Annotated in this window: 19 protein-coding genes; 7 read left to right on the top strand and 12 right to left on the bottom strand. The window is 71.4% G+C overall.

The window, feature by feature from the left end; translation table 11 throughout:
- Nucleotides 1–77: 77 nt before the first annotated feature.
- On the bottom strand, nucleotides 78–1,457 hold the full coding sequence (locus ACFXBC_RS31220; protein ID WP_385032060.1) for an FAD-binding oxidoreductase: 1,380 nt from the start codon (nucleotides 1,455–1,457) through the stop codon (nucleotides 78–80).
- Between the two features lie 162 nt (nucleotides 1,458–1,619).
- On the opposite strand from ACFXBC_RS31220, the gene ACFXBC_RS31215 reads away from it, so the two are divergent.
- A complete protein-coding gene (locus ACFXBC_RS31215) occupies nucleotides 1,620–1,970 on the top strand; it encodes a VOC family protein (protein WP_385032057.1) in 351 nt (116 codons plus the stop codon).
- A gap of 5 nt (nucleotides 1,971–1,975) precedes the next feature.
- The gene (locus ACFXBC_RS31210) at nucleotides 1,976–3,178 is read left to right on the top strand and encodes a class I SAM-dependent methyltransferase (protein WP_385032054.1); all 1,203 of its coding nucleotides are present in this window, start codon (nucleotides 1,976–1,978) and stop codon (nucleotides 3,176–3,178) included.
- 69 nt (nucleotides 3,179–3,247) lie between these two features.
- Here the strand turns inward: ACFXBC_RS31210 and ACFXBC_RS31205 are convergent, their stop codons facing one another.
- From ACFXBC_RS31205 to ACFXBC_RS31175, 7 genes are read right to left on the bottom strand one after another with little or no spacing between them, the layout of a single operon-like run.
- The gene (locus tag ACFXBC_RS31205; RefSeq protein ID WP_385032051.1) at nucleotides 3,248–4,117 is read right to left on the bottom strand and encodes an alpha/beta fold hydrolase; all 870 of its coding nucleotides are present in this window, start codon (nucleotides 4,115–4,117) and stop codon (nucleotides 3,248–3,250) included.
- A gap of 21 nt (nucleotides 4,118–4,138) precedes the next feature.
- On the bottom strand, nucleotides 4,139–5,557 hold the full coding sequence (locus ACFXBC_RS31200; RefSeq protein ID WP_385032048.1) for an NAD(P)/FAD-dependent oxidoreductase: 1,419 nt from the start codon (nucleotides 5,555–5,557) through the stop codon (nucleotides 4,139–4,141).
- On the bottom strand, nucleotides 5,506–6,336 hold the full coding sequence (locus ACFXBC_RS31195) for an ABC transporter permease (RefSeq protein WP_385032045.1): 831 nt from the start codon (nucleotides 6,334–6,336) through the stop codon (nucleotides 5,506–5,508). Before ACFXBC_RS31195 ends, ACFXBC_RS31200 begins: the two co-directional genes overlap by 52 nt.
- A complete protein-coding gene (locus ACFXBC_RS31190; RefSeq protein WP_385032042.1) occupies nucleotides 6,333–7,151 on the bottom strand; it encodes an ABC transporter permease in 819 nt (272 codons plus the stop codon). Before ACFXBC_RS31190 ends, ACFXBC_RS31195 begins: the two co-directional genes overlap by 4 nt.
- Nucleotides 7,148–8,086: an ABC transporter ATP-binding protein gene (locus ACFXBC_RS31185; protein WP_385032039.1), complete on the bottom strand. Its 939-nt coding sequence runs from the start codon at nucleotides 8,084–8,086 to the stop codon at nucleotides 7,148–7,150. Before ACFXBC_RS31185 ends, ACFXBC_RS31190 begins: the two co-directional genes overlap by 4 nt.
- Before the next feature lie 53 nt (nucleotides 8,087–8,139).
- Nucleotides 8,140–8,409, bottom strand: a complete 270-nt coding sequence (locus ACFXBC_RS31180; RefSeq protein WP_385032036.1) for an acyl carrier protein — start codon at nucleotides 8,407–8,409, stop codon at nucleotides 8,140–8,142.
- A gap of 49 nt (nucleotides 8,410–8,458) precedes the next feature.
- The gene (locus ACFXBC_RS31175) at nucleotides 8,459–10,123 is read right to left on the bottom strand and encodes an AMP-binding protein (protein WP_385032033.1); all 1,665 of its coding nucleotides are present in this window, start codon (nucleotides 10,121–10,123) and stop codon (nucleotides 8,459–8,461) included.
- A 53-nt stretch (nucleotides 10,124–10,176) separates the two neighbouring features.
- On the opposite strand from ACFXBC_RS31175, the gene ACFXBC_RS31170 reads away from it, so the two are divergent.
- Nucleotides 10,177–11,877, top strand: coding sequence for a (2,3-dihydroxybenzoyl)adenylate synthase (locus ACFXBC_RS31170; RefSeq protein WP_385032030.1), 1,701 nt, complete (start codon nucleotides 10,177–10,179; stop codon nucleotides 11,875–11,877).
- Nucleotides 11,874–12,656 (top strand): 4'-phosphopantetheinyl transferase, encoded by a 783-nt coding sequence (locus tag ACFXBC_RS31165; protein WP_385032027.1) that lies wholly within the window; start codon nucleotides 11,874–11,876, stop codon nucleotides 12,654–12,656. Before ACFXBC_RS31170 ends, ACFXBC_RS31165 begins: the two co-directional genes overlap by 4 nt.
- Here ACFXBC_RS31165 and ACFXBC_RS31160 read toward each other — a convergent pair.
- Nucleotides 12,611–13,825, bottom strand: a complete 1,215-nt coding sequence (locus ACFXBC_RS31160; RefSeq protein ID WP_385032063.1) for a cytochrome P450 — start codon at nucleotides 13,823–13,825, stop codon at nucleotides 12,611–12,613. The two genes, ACFXBC_RS31165 and ACFXBC_RS31160, sit on opposite strands and share 46 nt — an antisense overlap.
- Before the next feature lie 197 nt (nucleotides 13,826–14,022).
- On the opposite strand from ACFXBC_RS31160, the gene ACFXBC_RS31155 reads away from it, so the two are divergent.
- Entirely contained in the window at nucleotides 14,023–15,261 is a 1,239-nt protein-coding gene (locus ACFXBC_RS31155; protein WP_385032024.1) for a cytochrome P450, read from the top strand.
- Nucleotides 15,262–15,301: 40 nt separating this feature from the next.
- Here ACFXBC_RS31155 and ACFXBC_RS31150 read toward each other — a convergent pair whose 3' ends face one another.
- Nucleotides 15,302–17,665 carry a BTAD domain-containing putative transcriptional regulator gene (locus ACFXBC_RS31150; RefSeq protein ID WP_385032021.1) on the bottom strand — a complete coding sequence of 788 codons (2,364 nt, stop codon included), beginning with the start codon at nucleotides 17,663–17,665 and terminating at the stop codon, nucleotides 15,302–15,304.
- 122 nt (nucleotides 17,666–17,787) lie between these two features.
- On the opposite strand from ACFXBC_RS31150, the gene ACFXBC_RS31145 reads away from it, so the two are divergent.
- Nucleotides 17,788–18,066 (top strand): hypothetical protein, encoded by a 279-nt coding sequence (locus tag ACFXBC_RS31145; protein WP_385032018.1) that lies wholly within the window; start codon nucleotides 17,788–17,790, stop codon nucleotides 18,064–18,066.
- 723 nt (nucleotides 18,067–18,789) lie between these two features.
- On the opposite strand, the gene ACFXBC_RS31140 is transcribed toward ACFXBC_RS31145, so the two are convergent.
- Together ACFXBC_RS31140 and ACFXBC_RS31135 are read right to left on the bottom strand one after the other, a co-directional pair.
- Nucleotides 18,790–19,533, bottom strand: a complete 744-nt coding sequence (locus tag ACFXBC_RS31140; protein WP_385032015.1) for a vWA domain-containing protein — start codon at nucleotides 19,531–19,533, stop codon at nucleotides 18,790–18,792.
- Nucleotides 19,534–19,986: 453 nt separating this feature from the next.
- The gene (locus tag ACFXBC_RS31135) at nucleotides 19,987–20,967 is read right to left on the bottom strand and encodes an MBL fold metallo-hydrolase (RefSeq protein ID WP_385032012.1); all 981 of its coding nucleotides are present in this window, start codon (nucleotides 20,965–20,967) and stop codon (nucleotides 19,987–19,989) included.
- 74 nt (nucleotides 20,968–21,041) lie between these two features.
- Between ACFXBC_RS31135 and ACFXBC_RS31130 the strand changes: the two genes are divergently transcribed.
- The gene (locus ACFXBC_RS31130; RefSeq protein ID WP_385032009.1) at nucleotides 21,042–21,713 is read left to right on the top strand and encodes a transposase; all 672 of its coding nucleotides are present in this window, start codon (nucleotides 21,042–21,044) and stop codon (nucleotides 21,711–21,713) included.
- Nucleotides 21,714–21,997 lie beyond the last annotated feature (284 nt).

Here is a 21,997-nt window from a genome sequence, read left to right as displayed (position 1 = left end):
CGCGGGGGGCGGGGGCGGGGGGGGCTCTCGGCCGCCCGCGCGCGCCCCCCGCCGGCGCGGCGGCCCCAACGTCAGGTTCAGCTCGCGGGCTTGATGTTGTTGTTCGTGTGGAAGAAGTTGTCGGGGTCGTAGACGCCCTTGATCCGGGTCAGCCGCTCATAGTTGGAGCCGTAGGCGTCCTCGATGCGCTCGGCGGAGTCCGCGCCCAGGTGGTTCGCGTAGACCGCGCCGGTGGTGTACGGGAGGAGCTCGGAGTACACCTTCTCGGTCCACTCGACGGCCTCCTCGTCCTTGGCCGGGTCGGTCCAGGACGTGAGGATGCTGGTCAGGTAACCCTCGCGGTGCAGGAACGGGGTCTCGGACGCCGGTACGTTCGACATCACACCGCCCATCAGGCCGCCGCCGACCAGGCTCCGTTCGGAGGGGGCGTTGACGAAGCCGTCGGCGAGGATCCGCAGTGGCTCGTCGCGCAGTTCGGGCAGCAGGAACGAGCGCGGGTAGTACCGGTGACCGGCGACGGTGTTCTCGTCGAGCATCCGCTGCACGGCCACGTACGGCATCGGGCCGCAGTGGTCGAGGAGCGCGCCGGTGCCGAGTCCGCGCATCTGGCCGATCAGTTCCTCAGTGGTTTCGTCCGGGGCCGCGTGCACGAAGCCCAGGCCGATGGCCGGTGCGCCGCCCGGGGCGGTGAGGAAGGCGAAGGACGTGGTCAGCTCGTCGGGGGCGGTCCGGTTGAACTCGTCGAGCCGCCGGGCCACGTCGACCGTCTGGTCGATGGGGAAGGCCAGCAGGCCCGCCATGCAGTCGCCCTGCGGGTGCAGGTCGAACTCGAAGCGGGTGGCCACGCCGTAGTTGCCGCCGCCGCCACGGATCGCCCAGAACAGGTCGGGGTGGTTCTCGGCGGTGGCGGTCACCAGCTCGCCACTGGCGAGCACGAGGTCGGCGGATATCAGGTTGTCCACGAGCAGACCGCGGTAGCGGGCGAGCCAGCCGAGGCCACCGCCGAGGGTGAGCCCGCCGATGCCGATGTACGACTCCTGGGAGCCGGTGACGGCGAGGCCGAAACTGGTGGTCTCGGCGTCGACGTCGCCCTGTTCCAGTCCGGGCTGGACGACCAGACGGCGCTTGGCCGGGTCGACCCGGATGCCGCGCAGCCGGGAGGTGTCGAGCAGTAGTCCGCCTTCGACGGTGCCGGTGCCTGCGAAGCAGTGGCCGCCGCCCTTGACGGCCAGCTCGATGTCGTTCTCCCGCGCGAAGTTGACGACCTTGACGACGTCGGAGGCGCCGTCCACCTGGACGATCGCCCCGGGGCTCTTCTGGAAGTAGCCGTTCCAGATCTGCTTGCGCTCGTCGTAGTCGGCGTCCTGTGCGGTGACGGTCCGGCCCCTGATCGCCCCACCCAGCTCCGCGAGCTTGGATTCCGGGATGTCCGTGCCGGTCGCGGTGACGAGTCCCACGTCAGTCCTCCTTGGGGGTTGGCGAGTTCGGCCGGCGCGCGCTCGCGCGCAAGGAGGCCGATGCGAGGAGAACGTACGGCCGCCGGGGGGTATGCGCCGCGGGGGTGAAAGAGGGCGGAAAGGCCCCCCGGGGCGCGGGGCGCACTGGTTACGCTGGCGCACATGTCTGCACTCCGCGCGATGCCGCTGCTCACCGTGACCGACCTCGATTCCGCAGTGGAGGCCCACGCCCGGGTCACCGGAATGGAAGTGATCATGAATCACGGCTGGATCGCCACGCTCGCCCCGCCCACGGACCACTCCGTGCAGGTCAGCCTGATCACCAAGGACCCCACCGGCCCGGTGAACCCGGCGGCCTCCATCGAGGTGGAGGACCTGGACGCGGCGCTCGAAGGGGCCCGCGCCGCCGGTCTGGAGATCCTGTACGGACCGGCGGACGAGGAGTGGGGCGTACGGCGCTTCTTCTACCGCGACCACGACGGCAATGTCGTCAACGTCCTCGCCCACCTCTGACCGCCGTGGCTCCCGCCTTCCGCGACCCCGCCTCCGGCATACCGTCCGTACCGCGCGGAAAGCCCGCCGGTCCCCCACCCGGTACGCCTCCCGCCCAGCGGGGGAAGCCGGCCGCGCCCGCTGCGGACTCCACGCAGGCGTTCTCGCTGCGGCTCTTCGGCGCCGGGCTCGCGTCCGCCGAGCTGATGACCTGCTTCCTGGGCCTGGAACTTGGCCTGTACGAAGCCCTGCGCCGCACCGGTCCGGCCACGGCCGCGCAGGTGGCCGAGGAGGCCGGCCTCGACGCCCGGATGGTACGGGAGTGGCTGGAGCAGCAGACCTGTGCCGGGGTGCTGGCCGTCGACGCGCCGCACGCGCCACCGGAGGCACGACAGTTCACGCTGCCGCAGGCGCACGCGGAGGCGCTCCTCGACGCCGGCAGCCCGAACTGGATCGCGCCGCTGGTCGTGATGCCCATCGGCGGTATGGCGGCCGTGCTGCCACAGCTGGTGGAGGCCTACCGCGGTCGCCGGGGCTTGCCGTACGCGGCCTACGGCGAGGCCCTGCGCGGTGGCCAGGCGGGCCTGAACCGCGGTGTCTTCGAACACCACCTGCCCGGCTGGATCAGCCGTCACCTGCCCGACATCGATGCCCGGCTGCGGGTGCCGGGGAGCAGCATCGCCGACGTGGCGTGCGGTTCCGGCCTCTCCACGCTGGCGCTGGCCCGGATGTTCCCCGACGCCGAGGTGCACGGGCTCGACCTGGACGAGGCGTCGATCCGGGACGCCGAGGCGAATCTCGCCGCCGCCGATCCCGCGGAGGGGCTGCGCGACCGGGTCACGTTCCGGGCCGGTGACGCCGGTGAGGCTGGGGTGGCCGGTCACACTCTGGTCTGCGTGTTCGACGCTCTGCACGACATGTCCGCGCCGGTGGACGTGCTCCGGGCCTGCCGTGGGCTGACGGCTCCCGGGGGTGCGGTTTTGCTGATGGAGCCGTCGGTCGGCGAGCGGTTCACGCCGACGGCGCCGGACAGCGAGCGCTTCCACTACGCGGTGAGTGTGCTGCACTGCCTGCCCGTCGGGATGAGCCGGACGCCGAGCGCGGCCACGGGAACGGTGATGCGCCCGGACACCGTGCGCGCGTACGCCGCCGAGGCCGGCCTGGACACCCGGGCGATCGATGTGGGGCACCCGTTCCACCGGCTGTACCGGCTCACGGCCCGCCAGTAACGGGCGGTACGACGACGGGCTCCCGGCCTCTGCGCGAGGCCGGGAGCCCGTCCCGTTGCACCACGGCTGTCAGACGGCTTCCGTACGGTCATCGGAGAGCCGGCGCGAGCCGCGCGGAGTGCCGACCTTGCCGGAGCGCAGGTAGTCGGCCACCAGGGCGTTGACCTCGGTGGGCTTCTCCAGCAGGGACGCGTGCCCGCAGTTGCGTATCTCGGTGTACTGGGCGGTCGGGATCAGGTCCGCCAGCTCCCGCGACAGGTGGCGGGGCGCGACGATGTCGTGCTCCATGCCGACCACGAGCAGCGGCACCCGCACGGCGGCCACTTCCTCGTCGCCGGGGCGGAAATTGGTGCTCGCCTCGGCGTGTCCGATGGCGCCGTGCCCGCCCGACTCGGCCAGGCCCGCCAGCCCTTCCAGATAGGGGGCGATGAACTGGTCGCGGTTGAGCGCGCGCGGCCCGAACAGGTACATCGCCCGGAAGGCCCCCTCCAGCAGGGCCGGGACCTTGTGCCCGTTCTTGAGCCGGTCCACCGCCTCGGCCTGGATGGCCTGTTGCAGCTTGCCGGGCTTCCACGGGACCCCGATGAGGGCGGCGCGCTCGATGAGGTCGGGGCGCTTCATCGCCAGTTCCAGCAGGATCATCGCGCCCACCGAGTAGCCGATGTACGTACAGGGGCCCAGCTCCAGGGCTTCGTTGAGGGCGGCCAGGTCCTGCCCGAGCAGTTCCACGGTGTACGGCGGCGGGGTCTCCTCGGACGGGTGCACGCCGCGCAGGTCGAAGGTGACGACGCGGTACCCGGATTTCGTCAGCTGCGGCACCTGCATGGTCTCGAACAGGGATGCCTGGTGCTGGCCGGGCACGAGCACGACCACGGGGCCGTCCTCGGGTCCGTAGATGTCGTAGCTCAGCGTGACGTCCGTGGGCAGGGTGACTTTCATGGTGTTCCCTTCTGTGGGCGCTCAGCCGATGACCAGGCGCTCGAAGTCCTGACGGTTGGGTCCGACGTGCTCGCGCCGGAGTTCGGGGTGTTCGCGCAGGAACGCGAGCACCCTGCGGGCCACCTTGCGGTCGCGCATCAGCTCGGCCGGGGTGAGCAGCATGTGGTAGACGCGCTCGGCGGCGATCCGTACGAGTTCGTCCTCCTCGCGCAGGACCGCGAGGGCGGTGAGCACGCGGGCGGTCAGCGAGTCGTCGGGCGCGCCGCCCGCGAGTTCGGCGAGCCGGGCGGCGTCGGTGGCGACCTGCTGCTCGAACCACTGCCCCAGGCACTCTTCGGTGGCCTGGTGGGTTTCCCGCGCCCAGTCCACCGGGGCCTGGTCGAGGCTGCCGATCCGGTCGGCGACGGTCCTGGCGTGCGCCAGGGCGAGGGAGACGCCGCGTCCGAAGGTGGGGTTGGTCTGTACGCAGGCGTCGCCCACCAGCGCGAAGCCGGTGACCAGCGGCGCTCCGTCCACCGCCAGCGACCGGTGGCGGTTCTCCAGCCCGGCCATCGGCATCGGGTCTCCGACCGGGGCCGCCCCGTCGAGCCAGTCGCGCACCGGTGCCACGCTGGCCAGGAAGCGGAGGTAGACCGTGCGCTCCAGCAGCCGCGTCCGTACGGGGTCATGGGAGGACACGGTGGTCGACAGATGGAAGCGGCCGTTGTCGCCGGGGAAGGCCAGCACGGTGGCGAAGTCCAGCTCGTGCACCACCGGCGCCCGCAGGGACGGGAACCGGCCGCCGGGGCCCAGCGCGAACTCCTGGGCGATGTAGGAGAACCCGCAGGACTGGACCGTCTCCCGGGGCGGGGTGCCGCCGATCGCGGGGAGCCAGGCGGCCGCCGCCGATCTGCGGCCGGTGGCGTCCAGCACCACGTCAGCGGCCAGGTCGCCGCCCTCCGCGAGGCGGACCCCGTGCACATGGGGAACGCCGTGCGGTGCGCCGGAACTCAGCAGGCCCGTGGCCCGGTCGTGCAGCAGCGTGACTGCGGGGTCGGCGGCGGCCCGGCGGCGCAGCGCGGCCTCGAAGACCAGCCGGCGGCTGAGCAGGCCGAGATCGTCGCCGCCCGTCTCCAGGGTGACGGGGACCGCGCCCCTGCCGGTCAGTTCCGCCAGCACCTCGGGGCACTCCTCGCGCAGCACCCCGATGCCCAGCCCGAGCAGGGCGTGCCCCTGGCGGGCGTGCGGCACACCGCGCCTTGCCCAGTCGGCCACCTCCGTGTGGGCCCCGCCCCCGGGGGGCGGGCCGTCCCGTTCGACGAGCGTCACCCGGTGTCCGCGGCGGGCGGCGAAGACCGCGAGGCCGAGACCGGTCACTCCCCCGCCCAGTACGACGATGTCCGCCACGGTCAGCCGCGCTTCACGAGCATCGCGAAGCGCCGGGTGGCGACGACCGTGCACACCGCCGTGATCCCCAGGGTCCAGCCGGCGGTGCCGAGCACCGGTCCGGTCAGGGCGCCCTGGTGGGAGAGCCCGGTGAGGGCGCCGGCCGCCAGCGAGACGGGGTTGACGCTCACCACCGGCTGAATCCAGCCCGGGAATGCCTCCAGGGGTACGTAACCGCTGGACATCAACGTCAGTACCAGTGTGGGCATCTGGACGTAGCGCACGATGATGCCGGGGTGCTGGGCGACGAGCGCCACGGCGACGGCCAGCGCGCTGCACATCATCCCGAACAGCGCCACGATCCCGAAGAAGCCGACGATCGCCAAGGGCCCCCGGGAGAACCGGAAGCCGACCGTGTGGGCGACCAGCGTCACCAGGACGGCCACCCCCATGATGCGTACGAAGTCGCCGCCGATCCGCCCGAAGACGTACGCCCGCATGTCCAGGGGCATCGCCCGCAGCCGGTTGAAGACCCCACTGCGGATGTCGCTCCACAGGGCGATCGCGGTGGTGAGGATCGAGGAGAACGCCGTGGTGAGCACGATCAGCGGGGCGAGCCGCCGGACGTAGTCGACGTCCTGGGTGTCGCGCACCAGCACGCTGAAGGCGGCCAGCAGCATGAAGAGCTGGAGCAGCGGAAAGGCGATGGTGACGATGAGCATCATCCGGTTGCGGACGAACTGGCGGATCACGCGCCCGGCGATGATCGCGGAGGCCCTGGCCAGGGTGGCCGGGTCGGGCGAGGGGGACGGCAGCACCGTCGGTGCGACGGGCCCCGGCGACTGCACGGTCATCGGACGGCCACCTTCCTGAAGGCTGCGGTCGTGGTCCACGAGAAGAGGGCGACGAGACCCACCAGCCACGCGAGGCCGGGCAGCGTCGCGCTCCAGGTGAGTTCGCCGCTCGACAGGGCGCGCAGCGCGTCGATCACCCCGGACACCGGGGAGGCCGCGACGACCGGCTGGAGCCAGCCGGGGAAGAGGTCCGCCTTGACGAAGCCGGTGGAGAGCACCAGCAGCGGCAGGTACGGCAGGTGGAGCACCGCGCTGAGGGCCTCCAGGTTGCGCAGGCGCAGCGCGATGGTGGCCGTGGCCAGCGACAGGGCGACGGTGAACGCCACTGCGAACACCATGAATCCCAGGGCGGCGAGCACCCCTTGGCCGAAGCGGAAACCCACCAGGTGTCCGGCGATGACGACGGCGACGCTGGACAGGAGGCCCTGCAGCGCGACGACGGCCAGGTGCGCCAGGCTCATCGCGCGCATGTCGACCGGGCTGGTCAGCAGGCGGGAGAAGACGCCGCTTGAACGGTCGGCGGCCAGGTCGGTGGCGCTTCCGATGGCCACGAACATCAGGGCCTGGACCAGGACGGTGGGGGTGACGAAGCGGCCGAAGTGGATGCCTCGTTCGTCGAGCATGGTGGCGAAGGTGCAGTAGAAGATGGCGAAGAAGAGCAGCGGTTGCACGACGGTGGCGACCAGGCCGCCCCGGGAGAAGGAGCGCACCCGCAGCCGGTCGAAGAGCACCTGGAAGTCGTGCTGCCAGCCGGCCGGGCGGCCCGGGGGTGCCGGGGGGCCGGGCACCGCGGCGACGTCGGGCGTGGTGCTCATCGGGTGGCCTCCTTCGCAGCCGGCTCCGTGAACGCGAAGAAGACCTCGTCGAGCGTCGGCTTGGTCACCTCGATGTCGGCGATCCGCAGCCCCTTGCCGTCCAGCAGGCCGAGCAGCCCGGCGATGTCCTCGGGGCGCGCCATGGGCACGGCGACCTTCTCGCCATCGGCGGTCACACCCGGCAGTTCGCCGAGGGCGAGGCGCGCCGCTTCGGCGTCGGCGGCGCTGGTCAGGGTGAGGCGGCACATCAGGCCGCCCACGCCCCGCTTGAGCTCGTCGGACGATCCGTCCGCGAGGACCCGGCCCTTGTCGATGACGACGATGCGGTCGGCGAGCTGGTCGGCCTCCTCCAGGTACTGCGTGGTGAGCAGGACGGCGACCCCCCGTGCCGCCTCGGCCCTCACCATCTCCCACAGGAGTTTGCGGCTGCGCGGGTCGAGGCCTGTGGTCGGTTCGTCCAGCACCAGCACCGGCCGCGGGACGACCAGGCTGACGGCGAGGTCGAGACGGCGGCGCATGCCGCCGGAGAGGTATCCGACGGGGGTGTACGCCGCTTCGCCCAGCTCGAAGCGCTCCATCATCTCGCCCGCCCGCTGCTGGGCCTCGCCCTTGCCGAGACCGAGCAGCCGGCCGAAGAACACCAGGTTCTCGCGCGGGCTGATCTGTTCGTCGAGGGCGGCGAACTGCCCGGTGAGGGCGATGTTGGCGCGTACCAGGGAGGGGTCGGTCGCGGGGTCGTGGCCCAGGACGCGGATGGTGCCGCCGTCGGGTTGCAGCAGCGTGGTGAGGCAGTTGATGAGGGTGGTCTTGCCCGCTCCGTTGGGGCCGAGCAGGCCCACCACGGTTCCGGCGGGGATCTGCAGCGACACCCGGTCGAGTGCGGTCTGCTCGCCGAATCGCTTGGTGAGGTCCGAGAGGGAGATCGCCTCGGTCATCGTGGCTCCTTCATTCCGTCATGACGTCGTCGTGCTCGGGTCAGTGGTGGCGGTCACGACGGCGTCCGGACCTCGACCTGGCTCAGGACGTAGGTGAGCACCTGTTCGGTGGTCTGGATGGCACGTCCGGTCTGCTCGTCGATCGGCGGAAGGTCGAAGTCGTCCTCGATCGCGAACGCCATCTCCAGCAGGGCCAGCGAGTGGAACCCCAGGTCCTCGACCAGACGCATGTCCTTGCCCGGCTCGAACCGCTCCCGTTCGGGCGCGAGTTGCTCGATGATCGCGAGCACGGTCTCGCGCACCTCTTCACTGGAGTAGGACATGTGGTCTCCTGTTTCTGGGGGCGGTCGGGCTCTGCTGTTCCGGGGCTGGTCAGGCGGTGGTGTCGGTCGCGGCGGGCACCGCGTCGAAGACGCGTTCGTTGCTGAGGTGCTGCCAGAGCTGACGGCGGCGGCTCTTGCCGCTGCTGGTGCGGGGGATCGCACCGCGCGGCACTCGGGCCACGTGGCGGCGGGTGCCGGGGCAGGCCGTGGCGAGCACGTCCTCGGCCACCTCGGCGGCCCGGTCGTCGAGTCCCTCCAGCACGGCCACGGCGTGCGGGTGTCCGTCGGCCTCGCCGAGCACGACGCAGACCCTGCTCAGGTTGAGCCCGGCCCGCCCGAGCATCAGCTCGACGTCCTCGGCGAAGAGGGAGCGGGCATGGACCTTCACGCTGTCGCCGAGCCTGCCCAGCACGTGGAACTCCCCCGCCAGCTCGAAGGCGACGTCGCGGGTGAGGAGCCGTCCGTCCTCGAAGGCGGTGCACTCGGCGGAGCCGTCCGCGAGGTAGCCGTCGGCCAGCGAGGAGCCGGAGACGGCCAGTTCGCCGACGTAGCCTTCGGGCAGAGGCTTTCCGTCCTCGTCGACGACGTGCACCGTCAGGCCGTCCAGTGCGCGGCCGCAGCTCATCACGTGGACCGTCTCGCGGTCCGCGGCCGCGGCCGCGAGGCTCACCCGGGCTCCGATGCGCAGGGTGTCGCGGTGCACGCGGACGGCTCGTGGGGTCTCCCCGACGGGCACTCCGGTGACGGCGAGGGTGCTCTCGGCCAGGCCGTAGGCGGGGGTGAGGGTGTGCGGAGACAGGCCGTGCGGGCGCATCAGAGCGGTGAAGCGGGTCACCAGGGCGGGATCGATGCGTTCGGCCCCGACGATGACCGCCCGGGTGCCGGACAGGTCGGCGCCTTCGAGGTCGGCATGGCCGATCCGGTCCACGATGCGCTGCAGTCCGAAAGCCGGGGTCGCGGTGATCGTGGCGGGCCGGTCGACGCGGTTGGCGTCGAATCGGGTGACGTACGACAGCGGGTGGCGCAGGAAGGTCTCGGGCCTGCACACCGCCAGCCGGTTGTTGCCGGAGACAGGCACCACCAGACAGCCGATGAGCCCCATGTCATGGTGCATCGGCAGCCAGGAACACCAGGAGTCGTCGCGGCCCGCCCGCTCCCAGGCGCGGATCGCGGCGGTGTTGGCGTCGAGTGCGGCGTGGCTGATCCGTACGCCGCGCGGCCGGCCCGAACTGCCCGATGTGAACTGGACGAGGGCCTGCTCGTCGGGGGCCCGTCGGCCGGGCTCGGCAGCGACGAGCTCCTCCAGAAGCAGAAGGCGCGTACGCGGCCCGGCCTCGGCGAGCACGTCCACGGCGTAGTCGTGGTGGGCGGCGTCCACCACCACGGTGTCGGCGTCCACGGCGGTGACGACGGCGCGGACGTGTGCGCGGGCGGCCTCGCCCGACACCCGGGTGGGGGGCGCCAGTACGCTCACCACGCATCCGGCGGCCTGCACCCCGTAGAAGGCGGCGATGAGGTCGGGTCCGGTGGAGCACAGCAGCGGCACGACCGCCCCGCGGGGCACACCCGCCCCGATCAGCCCGCCCGAGATCCGGCTCGCCGCGTCGGCGAGTTCGGAGTAGGGCCGGTAGACATGGGAGGTCTCGTCGAACATCTCCACCCCGGTGTCGTCGCGGGGTGCGTCGAGCCAGCTCAGCGTGTGGGGTCGGCTCATCCATCACTCCTCGGCCGGGCGTCCCGGGGGTCGGGATCTCGTCGGTGACGCTGGTGACGATAGGAGCGATCGCGGTGGCGGCCGTCGTCTCTTTCACGGCTCTGTTCGTCCCGGGCGGCGTGGCCTGGCGGGCCGGAACACTGGCCGCCATGGATGAGTTCACACCGTGGAGCGACGAGGATGCCGCCCGCTACCGGGCCGCCGGGATCTGGCGGGGGGTGCCGCTGGGCGACGCGCTGGCCGGGGCGGCGGCGGCCTTCCCCGACCGGACCGCTGCCGTGGACCGCCGACGCCGCCTCACGCACGGCGAGGTACGCGCCGAGGCCGACGAGATCGCTCGCGGTCTCCTGGCCCGGGGGGTGAAACCGGGTGACCGGGTCATGGTCCAGCTGCCGAACGTCGTCGAGTTCCTCACCGTCACGGTAGGGATGTTCCGGGCGGGCATCATCCCGGTGTTCGCGCTGCCGGGGCACCGGGAGAGCGAGGTGCGGCACCTGATCGAGGCCTCCGGCGCGGTCGGCTACGTCACCGCCGGCCGGTTCCAGGGCTTCGACTACCGCACCCTCGCCCGCCACGCCGCGTCCCTCCCCGGCGTCCGCACGGTGATCGTGGCGGGCGACAGCGGGGACCTCACGCCCCTGGACCGGGTCCGTGCCCAGGGCGCCGACGGCGGGCCGCTGCCCGAGGTCGATCCCTCGGGTGTCGCGTTCCTGCTGCTCAGCGGCGGCAGCACCGGGAAGCCCAAGCTGATACCGCGTACGCACGACGACTACCTCTTCAACATCGCCGCCTGCGCACAGGCTCTGGAATTCGACGCGGAGAGCGTCTACCTGGCGGCGAACCCGGCGGCCCACAACGCCGCGCTGGGGTGCCCCGGAGTGCTGGGCGCACTGCTGGTGGGCGGCAAGGCGGTACTGGCCGCGAGCCCCTCCCCCGACGAGGTCTTCCCGCTGATCGAGAAGGAGGGCGTCACCCACACCACGGTGGTGCCGGCCCTCGCGGCGTTGTGGTCCAAGGTCGCGGCGAAGCGGCCGGTGGACATGGAGGGGGTCATCCTCCAGGTGGGCAGCTCCAAGTTCGACGAGCAGGCCGCCAGGCGCACGCAGTCCGCGCTCGGCTGCCGGATCACGAACTGGTTCGGCATCGGCGAGGGCCTGCTCACCTACACGCGTCTGGACGACCCGGAAGAGGTCGTGTCCGGCACCGAGGGCCGCCCGCTGTCCGGACTCGACGAACTCCGGCTGATCGACGAGGAGTTCCGCGATGTGCCGGAGGGTGCGGTGGGCGAGCTGGTCACGCGCGGCCCGTACACGATCAACGGCTACTGGAACGCGCCGGAGGCGAACCGCACGTCGTTCACGCCCGACGGCTTCTTCCGCACCGGCGACCTGGCCAGGCTCACCCCCGAGGGCAACCTGGTGATCGTCGGCCGCGCCAAGGACGTGATCAACCGGGGCGGCGAGAAGGTGTCGGCCGACGAGATCGAGGGGCATCTGCGCGGCCACGAGGCGCTTGACGACGCTGCGGTGGTGGCCAGGCCGGACGCCGGCCTCGGCGAGGCCATCCTCGCGTTCGTGGTCCCCGGGGCGTCGGGACGGACGCCTTCGCTGGTGGAGATCAAGCGGTATCTGGCGGGCAAGGGGCTGGCCTCGTTCAAGCTGCCCGACGAGATGCGCGAGCTGCCGGTGCTGCCGCGGACCCCTGTGGGCAAGATCGACAAGGTGGCGCTGCGGGCGGCGGCGGTATCCGGTTGACCCGGACCACGGCGGCCTCCGGCGTGATCCGGACCCTGCTGCCGGCGTACGCGGCGGCCCGGGAGAGCACGTGCGAGCTGACCGGCCCCGAGCTCTTCGAGGCGGAACGGCGCCAGGTCGCCGACGCGTTGCCCGCGCGCCGTGCCGAGTACGCCACGGTCCGGCGGGTGGCGCGCGGCTGCCTGGCCGAGCTGGGCGTCCCGCCCGTTCCGCTGGTGCGCGGCGTCGATGGTGCGCCCCGGTGGCCGGCCGGGACGGTCGGCTCCCTGACGCACTGCCAGGGCTACCGGGCAGCGGCGGTGGCGCGGTCCCGGGACGCCGACGGGCTGGGCATCGACGCCGAACCCCGCGCCCCGCTGCCCGCCCGGGTGCTGGCCCGGGTGGCCTCGGCGGCCGAGCGGGCCCACCTCGACGAGCTGGCGACGACCGGGGCGGACGTGCCGTGGTGCCGGCTGCTCTTCAGCGCCAAGGAGGCGTACTACAAGGTCTGGTATCCCGCGACGGGGTGCTGGCTGGGTTTCGACGACGCCGAGGTCGTCCTCGAAACCGGCCGTGGTTCCGGCACGTTCGTGGTGCGGCCGGTCTCGGGCGGCTTCCGCCGGGTCCGCCGGGCGGATGCCGCCTTCGACCCGGTCGCCACCGGCTTCCCGGCCCTGCGTGGACGCTGGGCCGCGGGTGCGGGCGTCGTGGTGACCGCGATCGCCGCACCGGCGGGCTCGCTGCCACGTCCGGCTCAGGCGGGCCGCACCGCCACCGGCACGCTGCGGTGGGCCCAGTAGGGGAACCGGAAGCCGCCCGCGCTGGGCTCCCACACGCCCTCGCCCGCCGAAGCGATATCCGCGAACCGGGCGACCAGCCGCTCGAAGACCACCGCCCCCTCCACCCTGGCCAGCGCCGCGCCGAGGCAGTGGTGCACGCCGCCGCCGAAACTCAGGTGCGGGTTGGGCGATCTGGTCAGGTCGGCCCGGCCCGGGTCGCGGAAGACCCGCTCGTCGTGGTTGGCGGAGGCGAGCAGCAGCACCACCACCCGGCCCTTGCGGATCGTCAGTCCGGCGATCTCGATCGGTTCCAGGGCCAGCCGGGTGGTGGCGTGGATGGGTGCGTCGTAGCGCATGAACTCCTCCAGCGCGCTGCCGACGATTCCGGCGTCGGCCCGCAACTGGCGCTGTGTGTGCGGCTGCTGGACGAAGAGGTCGCCGCCGGTGGCGATGGCGTTGGTGGTCGTCTCGAAGCCCGCGTAGTAGACGAACAGCGCGTTGTCGATGATCTCCTCGTCGGTCAGCGGCTCCTCGCCCTCCTTGACCGCGGCGAGCATCCGCGACAGCAGGTCCTCGCCCGGGCGGCGCCTGCGCTCACGGACCAGCCCGGCCATGTACTCCCGCAGCTCGACCACGGCCCCGTGCGCCTCGCGCTGTTTGTCCGGCGGGATGAAGACCGCGAAGGCCTGGGCGAGCGAGGTGGCGAGGCGGGCGATGTCGGCCCGGTCGGGGCGGGGGATGTCCAGCAGCTCGCTCATCACCGCCATCGGTACGGGCACGGCCAGGTCGGCGACGAGGTCGAAGCGGCGTTCGTCGGCGAACCGGTCCAGCAGTCCGTCGACGAGCCGGGCGATCGGCTCGCGCAGCCCGCGCACCATCGCGGGGCTGAGCGACTTGACGAGCAGCCGGCGCAGCCGGGTGTGGCCGGGCGGGTCGCGGTCGACGACGATGCGCCGCAGATAGTCGTTGGCCGGTCCTTCGCCCACCGACACCGCCTGGTACTCCTCGGGGAACTCCCGGCCCAGCCGGGGGTCGCGGAGGAGCGTGGAGACCTCCTCGTGCCGCGGGAAGACCCACTGGCCCGGGCCGCCCCGGCAGACCGGGCCGTACGCGCGCAGGCTGCGGTAGACCGGGTAGGGGTCGCGCGTGGCGCGCGCGTCGTCCAGCAGGAAGCGCGGCATGTTCAGCACGGTGTTCAACGCTGCGTCACCTCCCGGCACCCTCGGGTGCGCGGCTCTGTTCCGGTGGTCCCCTGGCCCGCCCAGTCTGCGAGCCCTGCGCGGGGCGGCGGACGGCGGTGAAGGACTGGCGACAGGTTCCCGCTCCCCCGCTCCCGAGCTGTCAGGCTCACCGGACACCAGCGCACACCACAGGAGGCGTCGGCCGCATGCGAGAGCTGCCCGTCAAGTTCGACTCCCGCGATCCCGCCGTGGTCGCGGACCCCTACCGGGTGTACGCCGGTCTGCGCACGGCGGGCCGGCTCGCCCGCGGCGCGGCCGGTCAGTGGGTGGTCTCGCACCACCAGGATGTCAGCCGGCTGCTCAAGGACCGACGGCTCGGGCACGAGTACCCGCCGGAGTACCACGAGTTCTCCACCGGGGCGGGGCCCGCGAACGAGTTCCTGAAGCGGATCGTGCTGGACCAGGACGCGCCCGCGCACACCTTCCTGCGGGGCATCATGCAGCGGTCGTTCAGCCCGGGGCTGATGCGCAGGCTGGAGGAGTACGTCGCCGCCCAGGTGGCCCGGCTGATGGCGGAGGCCCAGGACCGGGCGGGCTCCGGCGGGGTCCTGGACGTGGTCGGCGACCTGGCCTTCCCGTTGCCGGTCACCGTGGTCTGCGAGCTGATCGGCATCCCGGATGTGGACCGGGCCGCGGTGCGGCCGCACGCGGTGGAGCTGGCCAAGGCGTTCGCCCTGTACGTGCCCGTCGAGGAGCGGGCGGCGGCGCACAAGGCGGTGACGTGGCTGCGCAGTTACGTCTCGGGGCTGGTCCACGAGCGGGCGAAGCGGCCCGCCGACGACCTGATCAGCAATCTGCTGGCCGCCCGGCGCACGCATCCCGGCTTCGACCGGGAGACGCTGGTCGACAACGTGGTCTTCCTGTTCTTCGCGGGGTTCGAGACCACCACCAATCTGATCTCCACGATCTTCTCCGCGTTGCTGCAACACCCCCAGCAGCTGGCCCTGTTGCGCGGCCGGCCGGAGCTGGCGGTCCCGGCCGTCGAGGAGTTCCTGCGCTACGACGCGCCGATCCAGGCCACCGCGCGCTATGTGAAGGAAGCGGTGGAGATCGACGGCCGCACCGTGCGCGCGGGCCGCATCCTGGTGCTGCTGCTGGGTTCCGCCAACCACGACCCGGCCCGGTTCGCCGCCCCCGAGCGGCTCGACATCACCCGCGACCCCAACCCGCACGTGAGCTTCGGCGGCGGGGTGCACCACTGCCTGGGCGCGGCCCTGGCCCAGGTGGAGGGGCGCGCGGTGCTGCGGTGGCTGGCGCACGCCCCGGCCACGCCGGCTGCGGCGGGCGCCGTCGAGCGGCGGCCCAGCGTCACCTTCCGCGCCTACCGCAGCATCCCCGTCAGGCTGGAGCCCGCCGCGCGGCCGCGGGTCGCGTCCTCGCCCTGACCCCCGGCCGCACCGCGCCTGTGCGGACCTGGATGCCCGGCTACCCCCAGCGGGTCCCCCGGGGCCCGGCCAGACTCAGCGCTGTGGCAGTCAGCGTCGCGCTCTGCTCCAGAAGGCCGGTGCGCCGGCAGGCGGCGGCAAGACCGAGCAGCTCCGTCCTGAACGCCTCGGCCTCCCTCGGGCCGGTGGCCCCGCCGGCGTACTCCCCGCCGTTCTCCTCGTCGTCGAAGACGTGGCAGCCGTCCGGCGACAGGACGAACCGCAGGTTGCGCGCGAGCTGCGCGGCCGGCCCGAAGAACCCCTCCTGCCGGGAGCCGCACAGCACCGCCAGCATCGCGGGTGACTCCCGTTCGCAGATCTCCGTCGCCGCCTTCCGGCTATTGATCTCGGGGAGGTGGGGGGCGGTGCCGTGGCCGGTTCCGATCCCGTCGTCCGGGCGGCCGAGCAGGAGGCAACTCCGCGTGCTGACCGCCAGGTGGTAGTCGAGCAGCCGACGGAGCGCGGAGCCCCGCGCGCCGCTGAGCAGGAGCTGCTCGAATTCCTCCATGCCCGCCGTGACACCGGCCACGAGCCCGTGCAGGGAGTAGCGGCCGATGCGGGGCTGTTCGAGGAGGTTCACGTCGAGCAGGCTCTCCAGCAGCAGTTCGGCCCCGCTCGGGCTGGTGCCGAGCAGGGCGGCCGCCTCGTACGCGTCCATGCTCGCGTCGGGCACCAGGGCCAGCACGCACAGGGCGTGGCGCTGTGCCTCGGTCAGTGCGTCGGAGGAGAGCTGGAGCACCGACCGGACGCTCCGGTCGCCCGCCTGGAGTTCGGAGGTGCGCCTGCGCATGTCGCCGAGGCGCTCCACCAGGTGGGACAGCGTCCACGTGGGGCGGCTGCGCAGTTTGGCGGCGGCCAGGCGCAGTGCCAGCGGGAGTCCTCCGCAGTACGCGATGAGCCGTTCCGTCGCCTCGGGTTCCAGTTCGTCCCCGAGCAGCCGCTCGATGAGTTCGCGGGAGTCGCCCGCGCTCATCCGGGAAACCGGGCAGGGCTCGGTGCCGTCGAGGCCGTAGAGACGACGGCGGCTGGTGATCAGGGCGAGGGAGCCGTTGCCCGGCGGTAGCAGCGGCACGATCTGCGCCTCGCTCGCGGCATTGTCGAGCAGCAGCAGCACCTTGGAATCGGCCAGCCGGGCACGCCACACGGCCACCAGACTGTCCAGGTCCGCCGGGATGCGCGCCGCCTCGGTCCCCAGGGAGCGCAGCAGCACCTGGAGCACCTCGGCGGGTTGGCGGGGCCCCTCATGCGGGCTGAACCCGTGCAGCGCGACGTAGAACTGGCCGTCCGGGCAGTCCTGGGCCAGCCGGTGGGCCACATGCAGCGCGAGGGCCGTCTTGCCGATGCCTCCCATGCCGTCGACGCAGATCAGCAGCGGCCCCGAGCCGCGGGAGCCCGCCCGGGCGATCCGCAGCAGAGTGTCCACCTCTTCCCGGCGGCCGACGAAGTCGGTCAGCCCGTGAGGCAGGGTGCAGGTGGCCCTCATGGGTGCCTTCTGGACCCGCGGTGTCACGTGCCGTCTGCCCGCGTCATGCTCCGCGGTGGTGTGCTGCACGTAGTAGCGGGGCGGGGCTCCGGCCCGCAGATAGGCGAACGCGTCCCGGCGCAGCACCGCTTCGTGCACCTGGGCCAGCGAATGATCGGGGTCGATGCCCAGTTCGTCGCGGAGCAGGGTGCGTATCTCGGCGTACTCGGCGAGCGCGTCGGCCTGCCTCCCAGAGAGGGACAGCGCGAGCATGAGCTGTGCGCGCAGGTCCTCCGCGAGCGGGTGCTGCGCCACCAGTTCCCGGAGGTCTCCTATGACCGACGCCGGCGGCGACGAGCGCAGCCGCAGGGTGATCAGTTCCTTCTCCGCCGCGAGCCGTCGCTCTTCCACCACCCGCGCGGCCGCGCGAATCAGGCCGTTCTCCAGTTCGTCGCCGTCGACGACGTCGGCCGCGACCTGGCCGCGGAAGAGGGACAGGGCCGTCTGCAGCTCCTGGGTCAGCTGGGCCTCGTCTGCTCCGCTCTCCGTGAGCTTTCGGACCCGTAGGCGGCGTTGGTTGAACTCCACCAGGTCGGACTCGGCCGCACCGACGTTCAGCCGGTAGCTCGGACCGTCGGTGAGCAGGTAGTCACCCGCACCCGGTATCGCCTGGCGGAGTTGGGTAACCGCCTTGCGCACCTGGTTCGAGGCGGTCGCCGGACCGCACGAGCCCCAGACCGCCTTGGCGAGCCGAGGGGTGCTGAGCACCTCGCCGGGGGACAGCATCAGCACGGTGAGCACGCGGCGCGCCACAGTGCCGGGCAGGCGGGTGGGGGAATCCCCGCAGCGCACCTCGACCGATCCCAGCACCTGGAAGCGCAGGCTCCCTTCTCGCGAGGTCATGTGGTCGGCTCGCAGAACGCGTGTCGTGGCGTCCGCTGTTCCCCTGCGGCGGTGACGGACCTCCGACATCGGCGGTCGGCCGACTGCGCCTGATCACACTGCTGAGGCCGAAGGCGCCCAGGATGGCCGGGCGGCTGGTCGAGGCCCTCTTCACCGCCCTCGACGGGCAGACGTTCGTAGTCCCGGGCACCGATGCGGCCGGAGCGATCGTTCCCCAGCTCGCGAAGAACCTCACCGCGCTGCCCGACCAGCGCAGGGAACTCGCCGCCGCCATCAAGGAGTTGCTGGAGCCCCGCCCTCCTTCCGTGCCCCTGACGTCGATGCCGGCGACGGACGTCAGGACCGAACCCAGGATCCTCATCGACGTCCGTGACGGATCCGCCTTCCCCACCGCCGCCTAAGCGGGCCCGGCTCCCGTCACTCGGTAATCCGGGGCTCCGATCTACGAACGGACGACGGCCGAGGGGAAACGCCACAAGCAAGCCCTGATGCGTGGCACCCGCTGCCGTATCTATCTGCTCTTCGCGACACTCCGTGACGGCATCTTCTTCCAGCCCCACACCATCCCCCAAAACGCCTGAATCACGACAGAACAACCGTCCCGCCTCTTGACGAAGGAGAGAGGGGTGCTCCACACGGGAAGGCAGACACGGCGATCCCAGCAGCCACCGAACCCTCACAAGTTGTCACAAGAAGCACACAAGTTTTCAGTTAATACCCGTGAACGCCATGCGCAAACGCGCCCGAATCGGCCCCGCCACGCCCCAAGGGGTACATGCGTCCATCAATACGCGATTCACATGTCTCGATGGGAGGAATCATTCATTTTGCTACACCTTGCCGATGCCGGATCGACTGAAAGGCGTGCGGTCTTCGCGCGTTCGGGTCCCATCCTGCGCCGTCATCGCTGAAGGCTGCGGGGCGCGGGACGACCACAGGCTTGGCTTCCCGTTGCCGAGCGGCGTCAACTCCACAGTGTGCAGGCGCCCGTCCTGAATGCCCAGGGCGCCCGTGGCGGAAGCATCGGCAGGCAAGATCGCAGGAGCCGCCCGACTGAGCCAGGAGAGCGACCAGTATGCCGGGCGTCGTCTCGTCCCGGGACAGCGGAGACTCCTGCGCGGTGCTTACCGCACTGCCCCGTCCCCATGGACAACAACTCCCGCCGCGCGCGCACTGGCCAGCCAGTCGGGAAACTCGTGCAGCATCCGGTCGTACAACTCGCCGTCGCTCAAGGCTTGAGGATTCTTTCCCGCATGGAAGAACCCGGCGTTGTCGACGATCCGCTTGCGTGGAACAGCGAGCTCATCGAGCTTACGCAAAAACGAGAACTCGTTGTCGTCGGGATCACCAAAGCCCACGAACTGCCAGAACAGCGGCAACTTCGCGGCCTTACACACGTACCGCTCGGCTGCGAGCCGACTCGTCGGCCCGCCATCCGTCTGAAAGATCACCAAAGCCGGATCCTGGCTCCCGGACCCCTGGTAATGGTCGATCACCTCGTCCATGGCCCAGTGATAGTTCGTACGCCCCATGCGCCCCAGGTTCTGGTGGAGCTTCTCGATACGCCCTTCGTAGTTGTCCAGCCTCACCTCACTGACTCCATCGATGTCGGTGGAGAAGAACACCACCGGAACCACACCGTCGTCATCCAGATGAGCCGACAACGACAGGACCCGCTCCGCCAGATGCTGAACCGTCCCGTCGCGGTAGTACGGCCTCATCGACCCGGACCGGTCGAGCACCAGATAGACCGCGGCCCGCACCCCCTCCAGCCGGTTCTTACGCAGGCTGACCACAGCCTTCTTGTACAGGTCGACCAAGCCAGGAGCAGTTTCCTGTACCTTCACCAAACTGATCGCAGAAGGCATCACAGCCCCTTCCTCTCATCGCTGTACCCCGCGCCGCCAGTCTTCTGAGCCGGGAACTCTGTTGAGATATGGGGCGACGCGTTCGAGGACCTCGTCAGCGGTCTTCCTCCGGATGCCCGCCCCTCCCGCCCTGCCGCACGGGTGCTGACCCGGCTGCTGAGGGACACCGATACCACGCGACCCGCGTGCCGGTCCCGGCACTGCCCGTCGCCGCCACGGGAGCGATACTCCAGCAGATCCCGCCTCCGGCCGGCACCACACCGAGACCATGAGCCGCCGGACGGACGGGCATTCCGCAGCTTCTGGCTTCCCCGGTCACCGGCATCTCGCACAGCCTTGGGGCGTGGTCGAAGTGGGGGGCGGCGAGAACGGCGGAAAGACGATGTCGGAATGGGTCGGCGGAGTGGTGGGGCGGTGACGGCGGCTGAAACCACGGTGGCACAGCCGCCGTGGTCAGCTGGCTGCCGGGGCGCGAGTCTCTGCTGCGGCTCCCGAGTGGTGCCAGGCGATCCGGGCGGCGGCCCCCACAAGACCCACGAGGTCGGGATCCGAGGTGTCACCGTCGAGGTGGCGCCACTCGGAGCCGAGCGTGATGGCCATGCGTTCAGCCAGGCCCAGCCCCGGGTAGCGGTTCTCGGCGATCAGGATTTCCGCCGCCTCGGCAGGGGTTCTGCCCTGGCCGTGCATCAGGAGGGCCTGGCCGGAGAGGTCTTCGAGGTACTCGATATACGTGTTCAGCCCGCCGGGGTCCAGGACGGGGCCGTGGCCGGGGACAATCCACTCGGGGTCAAGATCCAGGATCTTCCTGCAGGCGGCAGCTGCGCTGTCCAGCGGCCCCGCCCAGTGACACGGATGATCCCCGGCGAAGACCACGTCCCCCGCGAACACGACTCTCTGCAGAGGCAGATGCACCACCAGGTCACCCACCGTATGAGCCGGGCCCACCTCGTACAGCTCGACCGGGATGTCTCCCACGGACAGCTCCAGCCGGCCGTCAAATGTCCTGGTCGGAGCCTGGACCGTGATACCGGTGAAGTCGAACCCGCCGAAGTGCCTGCGGAAGTACCAGCCCAGCGGGGCGCCGGCGTCGGTGTCCTCGATCAGAGCACGCAACTGCCCCGGAGTGGGCTCGAAACATTGATGTTCGAGGGTGCGGCGGGTCGCGATGAACTCGGCACCGCTCACACGCTGGTTGCCCCAGGTGTGGTCGCCATTGCCGTGAGTCGAGACAACCGTACCGATCCGGGCCCCGGGGCCGGCAACATGCCGGGCCGCAGCAAGGAACTCATCAGTCAGGTCAAGGGTGTAGGGGGTATCGATCAGCAGGGCATCGCGGCCTGAGGAGATCAGGCCGCAGTTGGCCAGGCCCCAGACCCCGTGGCCCCCCGGCGCCCACACATGAACACCGGACACCAACTGGCTAAGAGAAGTCATAGACACGCATTCTTACCTGCCACAGGCAACCAACAAACACCAGCACCCACCGTTACCTTCTTCGTGGCCCCGTAATGGGGCTCCCGGCCTCCAGTCCGGCACGGTTGTCCCCCCTGTCGGTCACCCCGGACACCGGGTGCCACGCCGCCCAACCGGACGGCCTGACGATGCGCTGCATCGCCGCTCTCTGCCCCGGCAAGACCAAGACCGATGCCCGCGAAGCGGCAGTCACCGCAGACGCCGCCCGCTCGATGCCACCCACTCTGCGCGGCATCGAGCTCACCGACGGGACTGTGGCCAAGGTGGAGATGACCGTCGGCTTCGACGACGACCTCGCCGACGAGGCGACCCCGCATCGCCAACCGCCTGCCCTGACTGCTCACCCAGGTCCACCCGCACCCGGAATGTGTTCTGGTACCACGCTGGACCACCCGGCGGTGCTGGACCTGCTGGAGCGATCCGGCTCCTCGGCCACTCTGCGCAAGGCCGGGAGCGCAAGGAGCGAACCGCAGAGCGGGACCCAGGCTGGGGCCGAGGAAGGCGGGGGCGCGACCGGGGCCGAGGAACGGGACCCCTATCGCTGTGTACGGGGTGTTACGGGGAGTAGGAATCCGGGGTTCCGGGGCCGGTGTCGTGTGAGCCCGCGCATAGGGCCCGCGTCACATAGGACGGCGCCTAGTAGACCGGCGGCGGGCTTTCTCCCGTCAGGATCGCCCCTCTTCCACCCCTGTCCGTTTTGTCACTAGATGGGGTCGTAGGTCACATTATTGCCACCAGCCGGGGGCCTCCCGCACGGTGTTTGACGTACCGGGGAGCCGAGCGCCGGACCGGGCGGAACACACCGCCCGCCACCCAGACACCGGCCCCACGACACGGACCACGGCCCCAGCGGCCCCACCCGTGTCGCCGACCCCCCAGTCGGCCCTCCCCACGCGACGTCCCACCACCTGGAGAGGTACCCCCATGACTGCCACCCGCACCCTGAACTTCCGCAAGTCCTCTGTCGCCGGCATCGCCGGCGCCGGCGCCG

Source organism: Streptomyces sp. NPDC059398 (assembly GCF_042751845.1).
Classification (GTDB): Bacteria; Actinomycetota; Actinomycetes; order Streptomycetales; family Streptomycetaceae; genus Streptomyces.
Note: the sequence above shows the minus strand (reverse complement) of the source record. Positions and strands in the feature narration are given on the sequence as shown.

Bases quoted from the DNA above. Each gene is read 5' to 3' on its own strand.
- ACFXBC_RS31175 (WP_385032033.1), bottom strand. From the start codon at position 10,123: ATGAGCCGACCCCACACGCTGAGCTGGCTCGACGCACCCCGCGACGAC.
- ACFXBC_RS31205 (WP_385032051.1), bottom strand. From the start codon at position 4,117: ATGAAAGTCACCCTGCCCACGGACGTCACGCTGAGCTACGACATCTAC.
- ACFXBC_RS31150 (WP_385032021.1), bottom strand. From the start codon at position 17,665: ATGACCTCGCGAGAAGGGAGCCTGCGCTTCCAGGTGCTGGGATCGGTC.
- ACFXBC_RS31130 (WP_385032009.1), top strand. From the start codon at position 21,042: ATGGGGCTCCCGGCCTCCAGTCCGGCACGGTTGTCCCCCCTGTCGGTC.
- ACFXBC_RS31180 (WP_385032036.1), bottom strand. From the start codon at position 8,409: ATGTCCTACTCCAGTGAAGAGGTGCGCGAGACCGTGCTCGCGATCATC.
- ACFXBC_RS31215 (WP_385032057.1), top strand. From the start codon at position 1,620: ATGTCTGCACTCCGCGCGATGCCGCTGCTCACCGTGACCGACCTCGAT.
- ACFXBC_RS31145 (WP_385032018.1), top strand. From the start codon at position 17,788: ATGGCCGGGCGGCTGGTCGAGGCCCTCTTCACCGCCCTCGACGGGCAG.
- ACFXBC_RS31155 (WP_385032024.1), top strand. From the start codon at position 14,023: ATGCGAGAGCTGCCCGTCAAGTTCGACTCCCGCGATCCCGCCGTGGTC.
- ACFXBC_RS31195 (WP_385032045.1), bottom strand. From the start codon at position 6,336: ATGACCGTGCAGTCGCCGGGGCCCGTCGCACCGACGGTGCTGCCGTCC.
- ACFXBC_RS31190 (WP_385032042.1), bottom strand. From the start codon at position 7,151: ATGAGCACCACGCCCGACGTCGCCGCGGTGCCCGGCCCCCCGGCACCC.
- ACFXBC_RS31185 (WP_385032039.1), bottom strand. From the start codon at position 8,086: ATGACCGAGGCGATCTCCCTCTCGGACCTCACCAAGCGATTCGGCGAG.
- ACFXBC_RS31135 (WP_385032012.1), bottom strand. From the start codon at position 20,967: ATGACTTCTCTTAGCCAGTTGGTGTCCGGTGTTCATGTGTGGGCGCCG.
- ACFXBC_RS31140 (WP_385032015.1), bottom strand. From the start codon at position 19,533: ATGCCTTCTGCGATCAGTTTGGTGAAGGTACAGGAAACTGCTCCTGGC.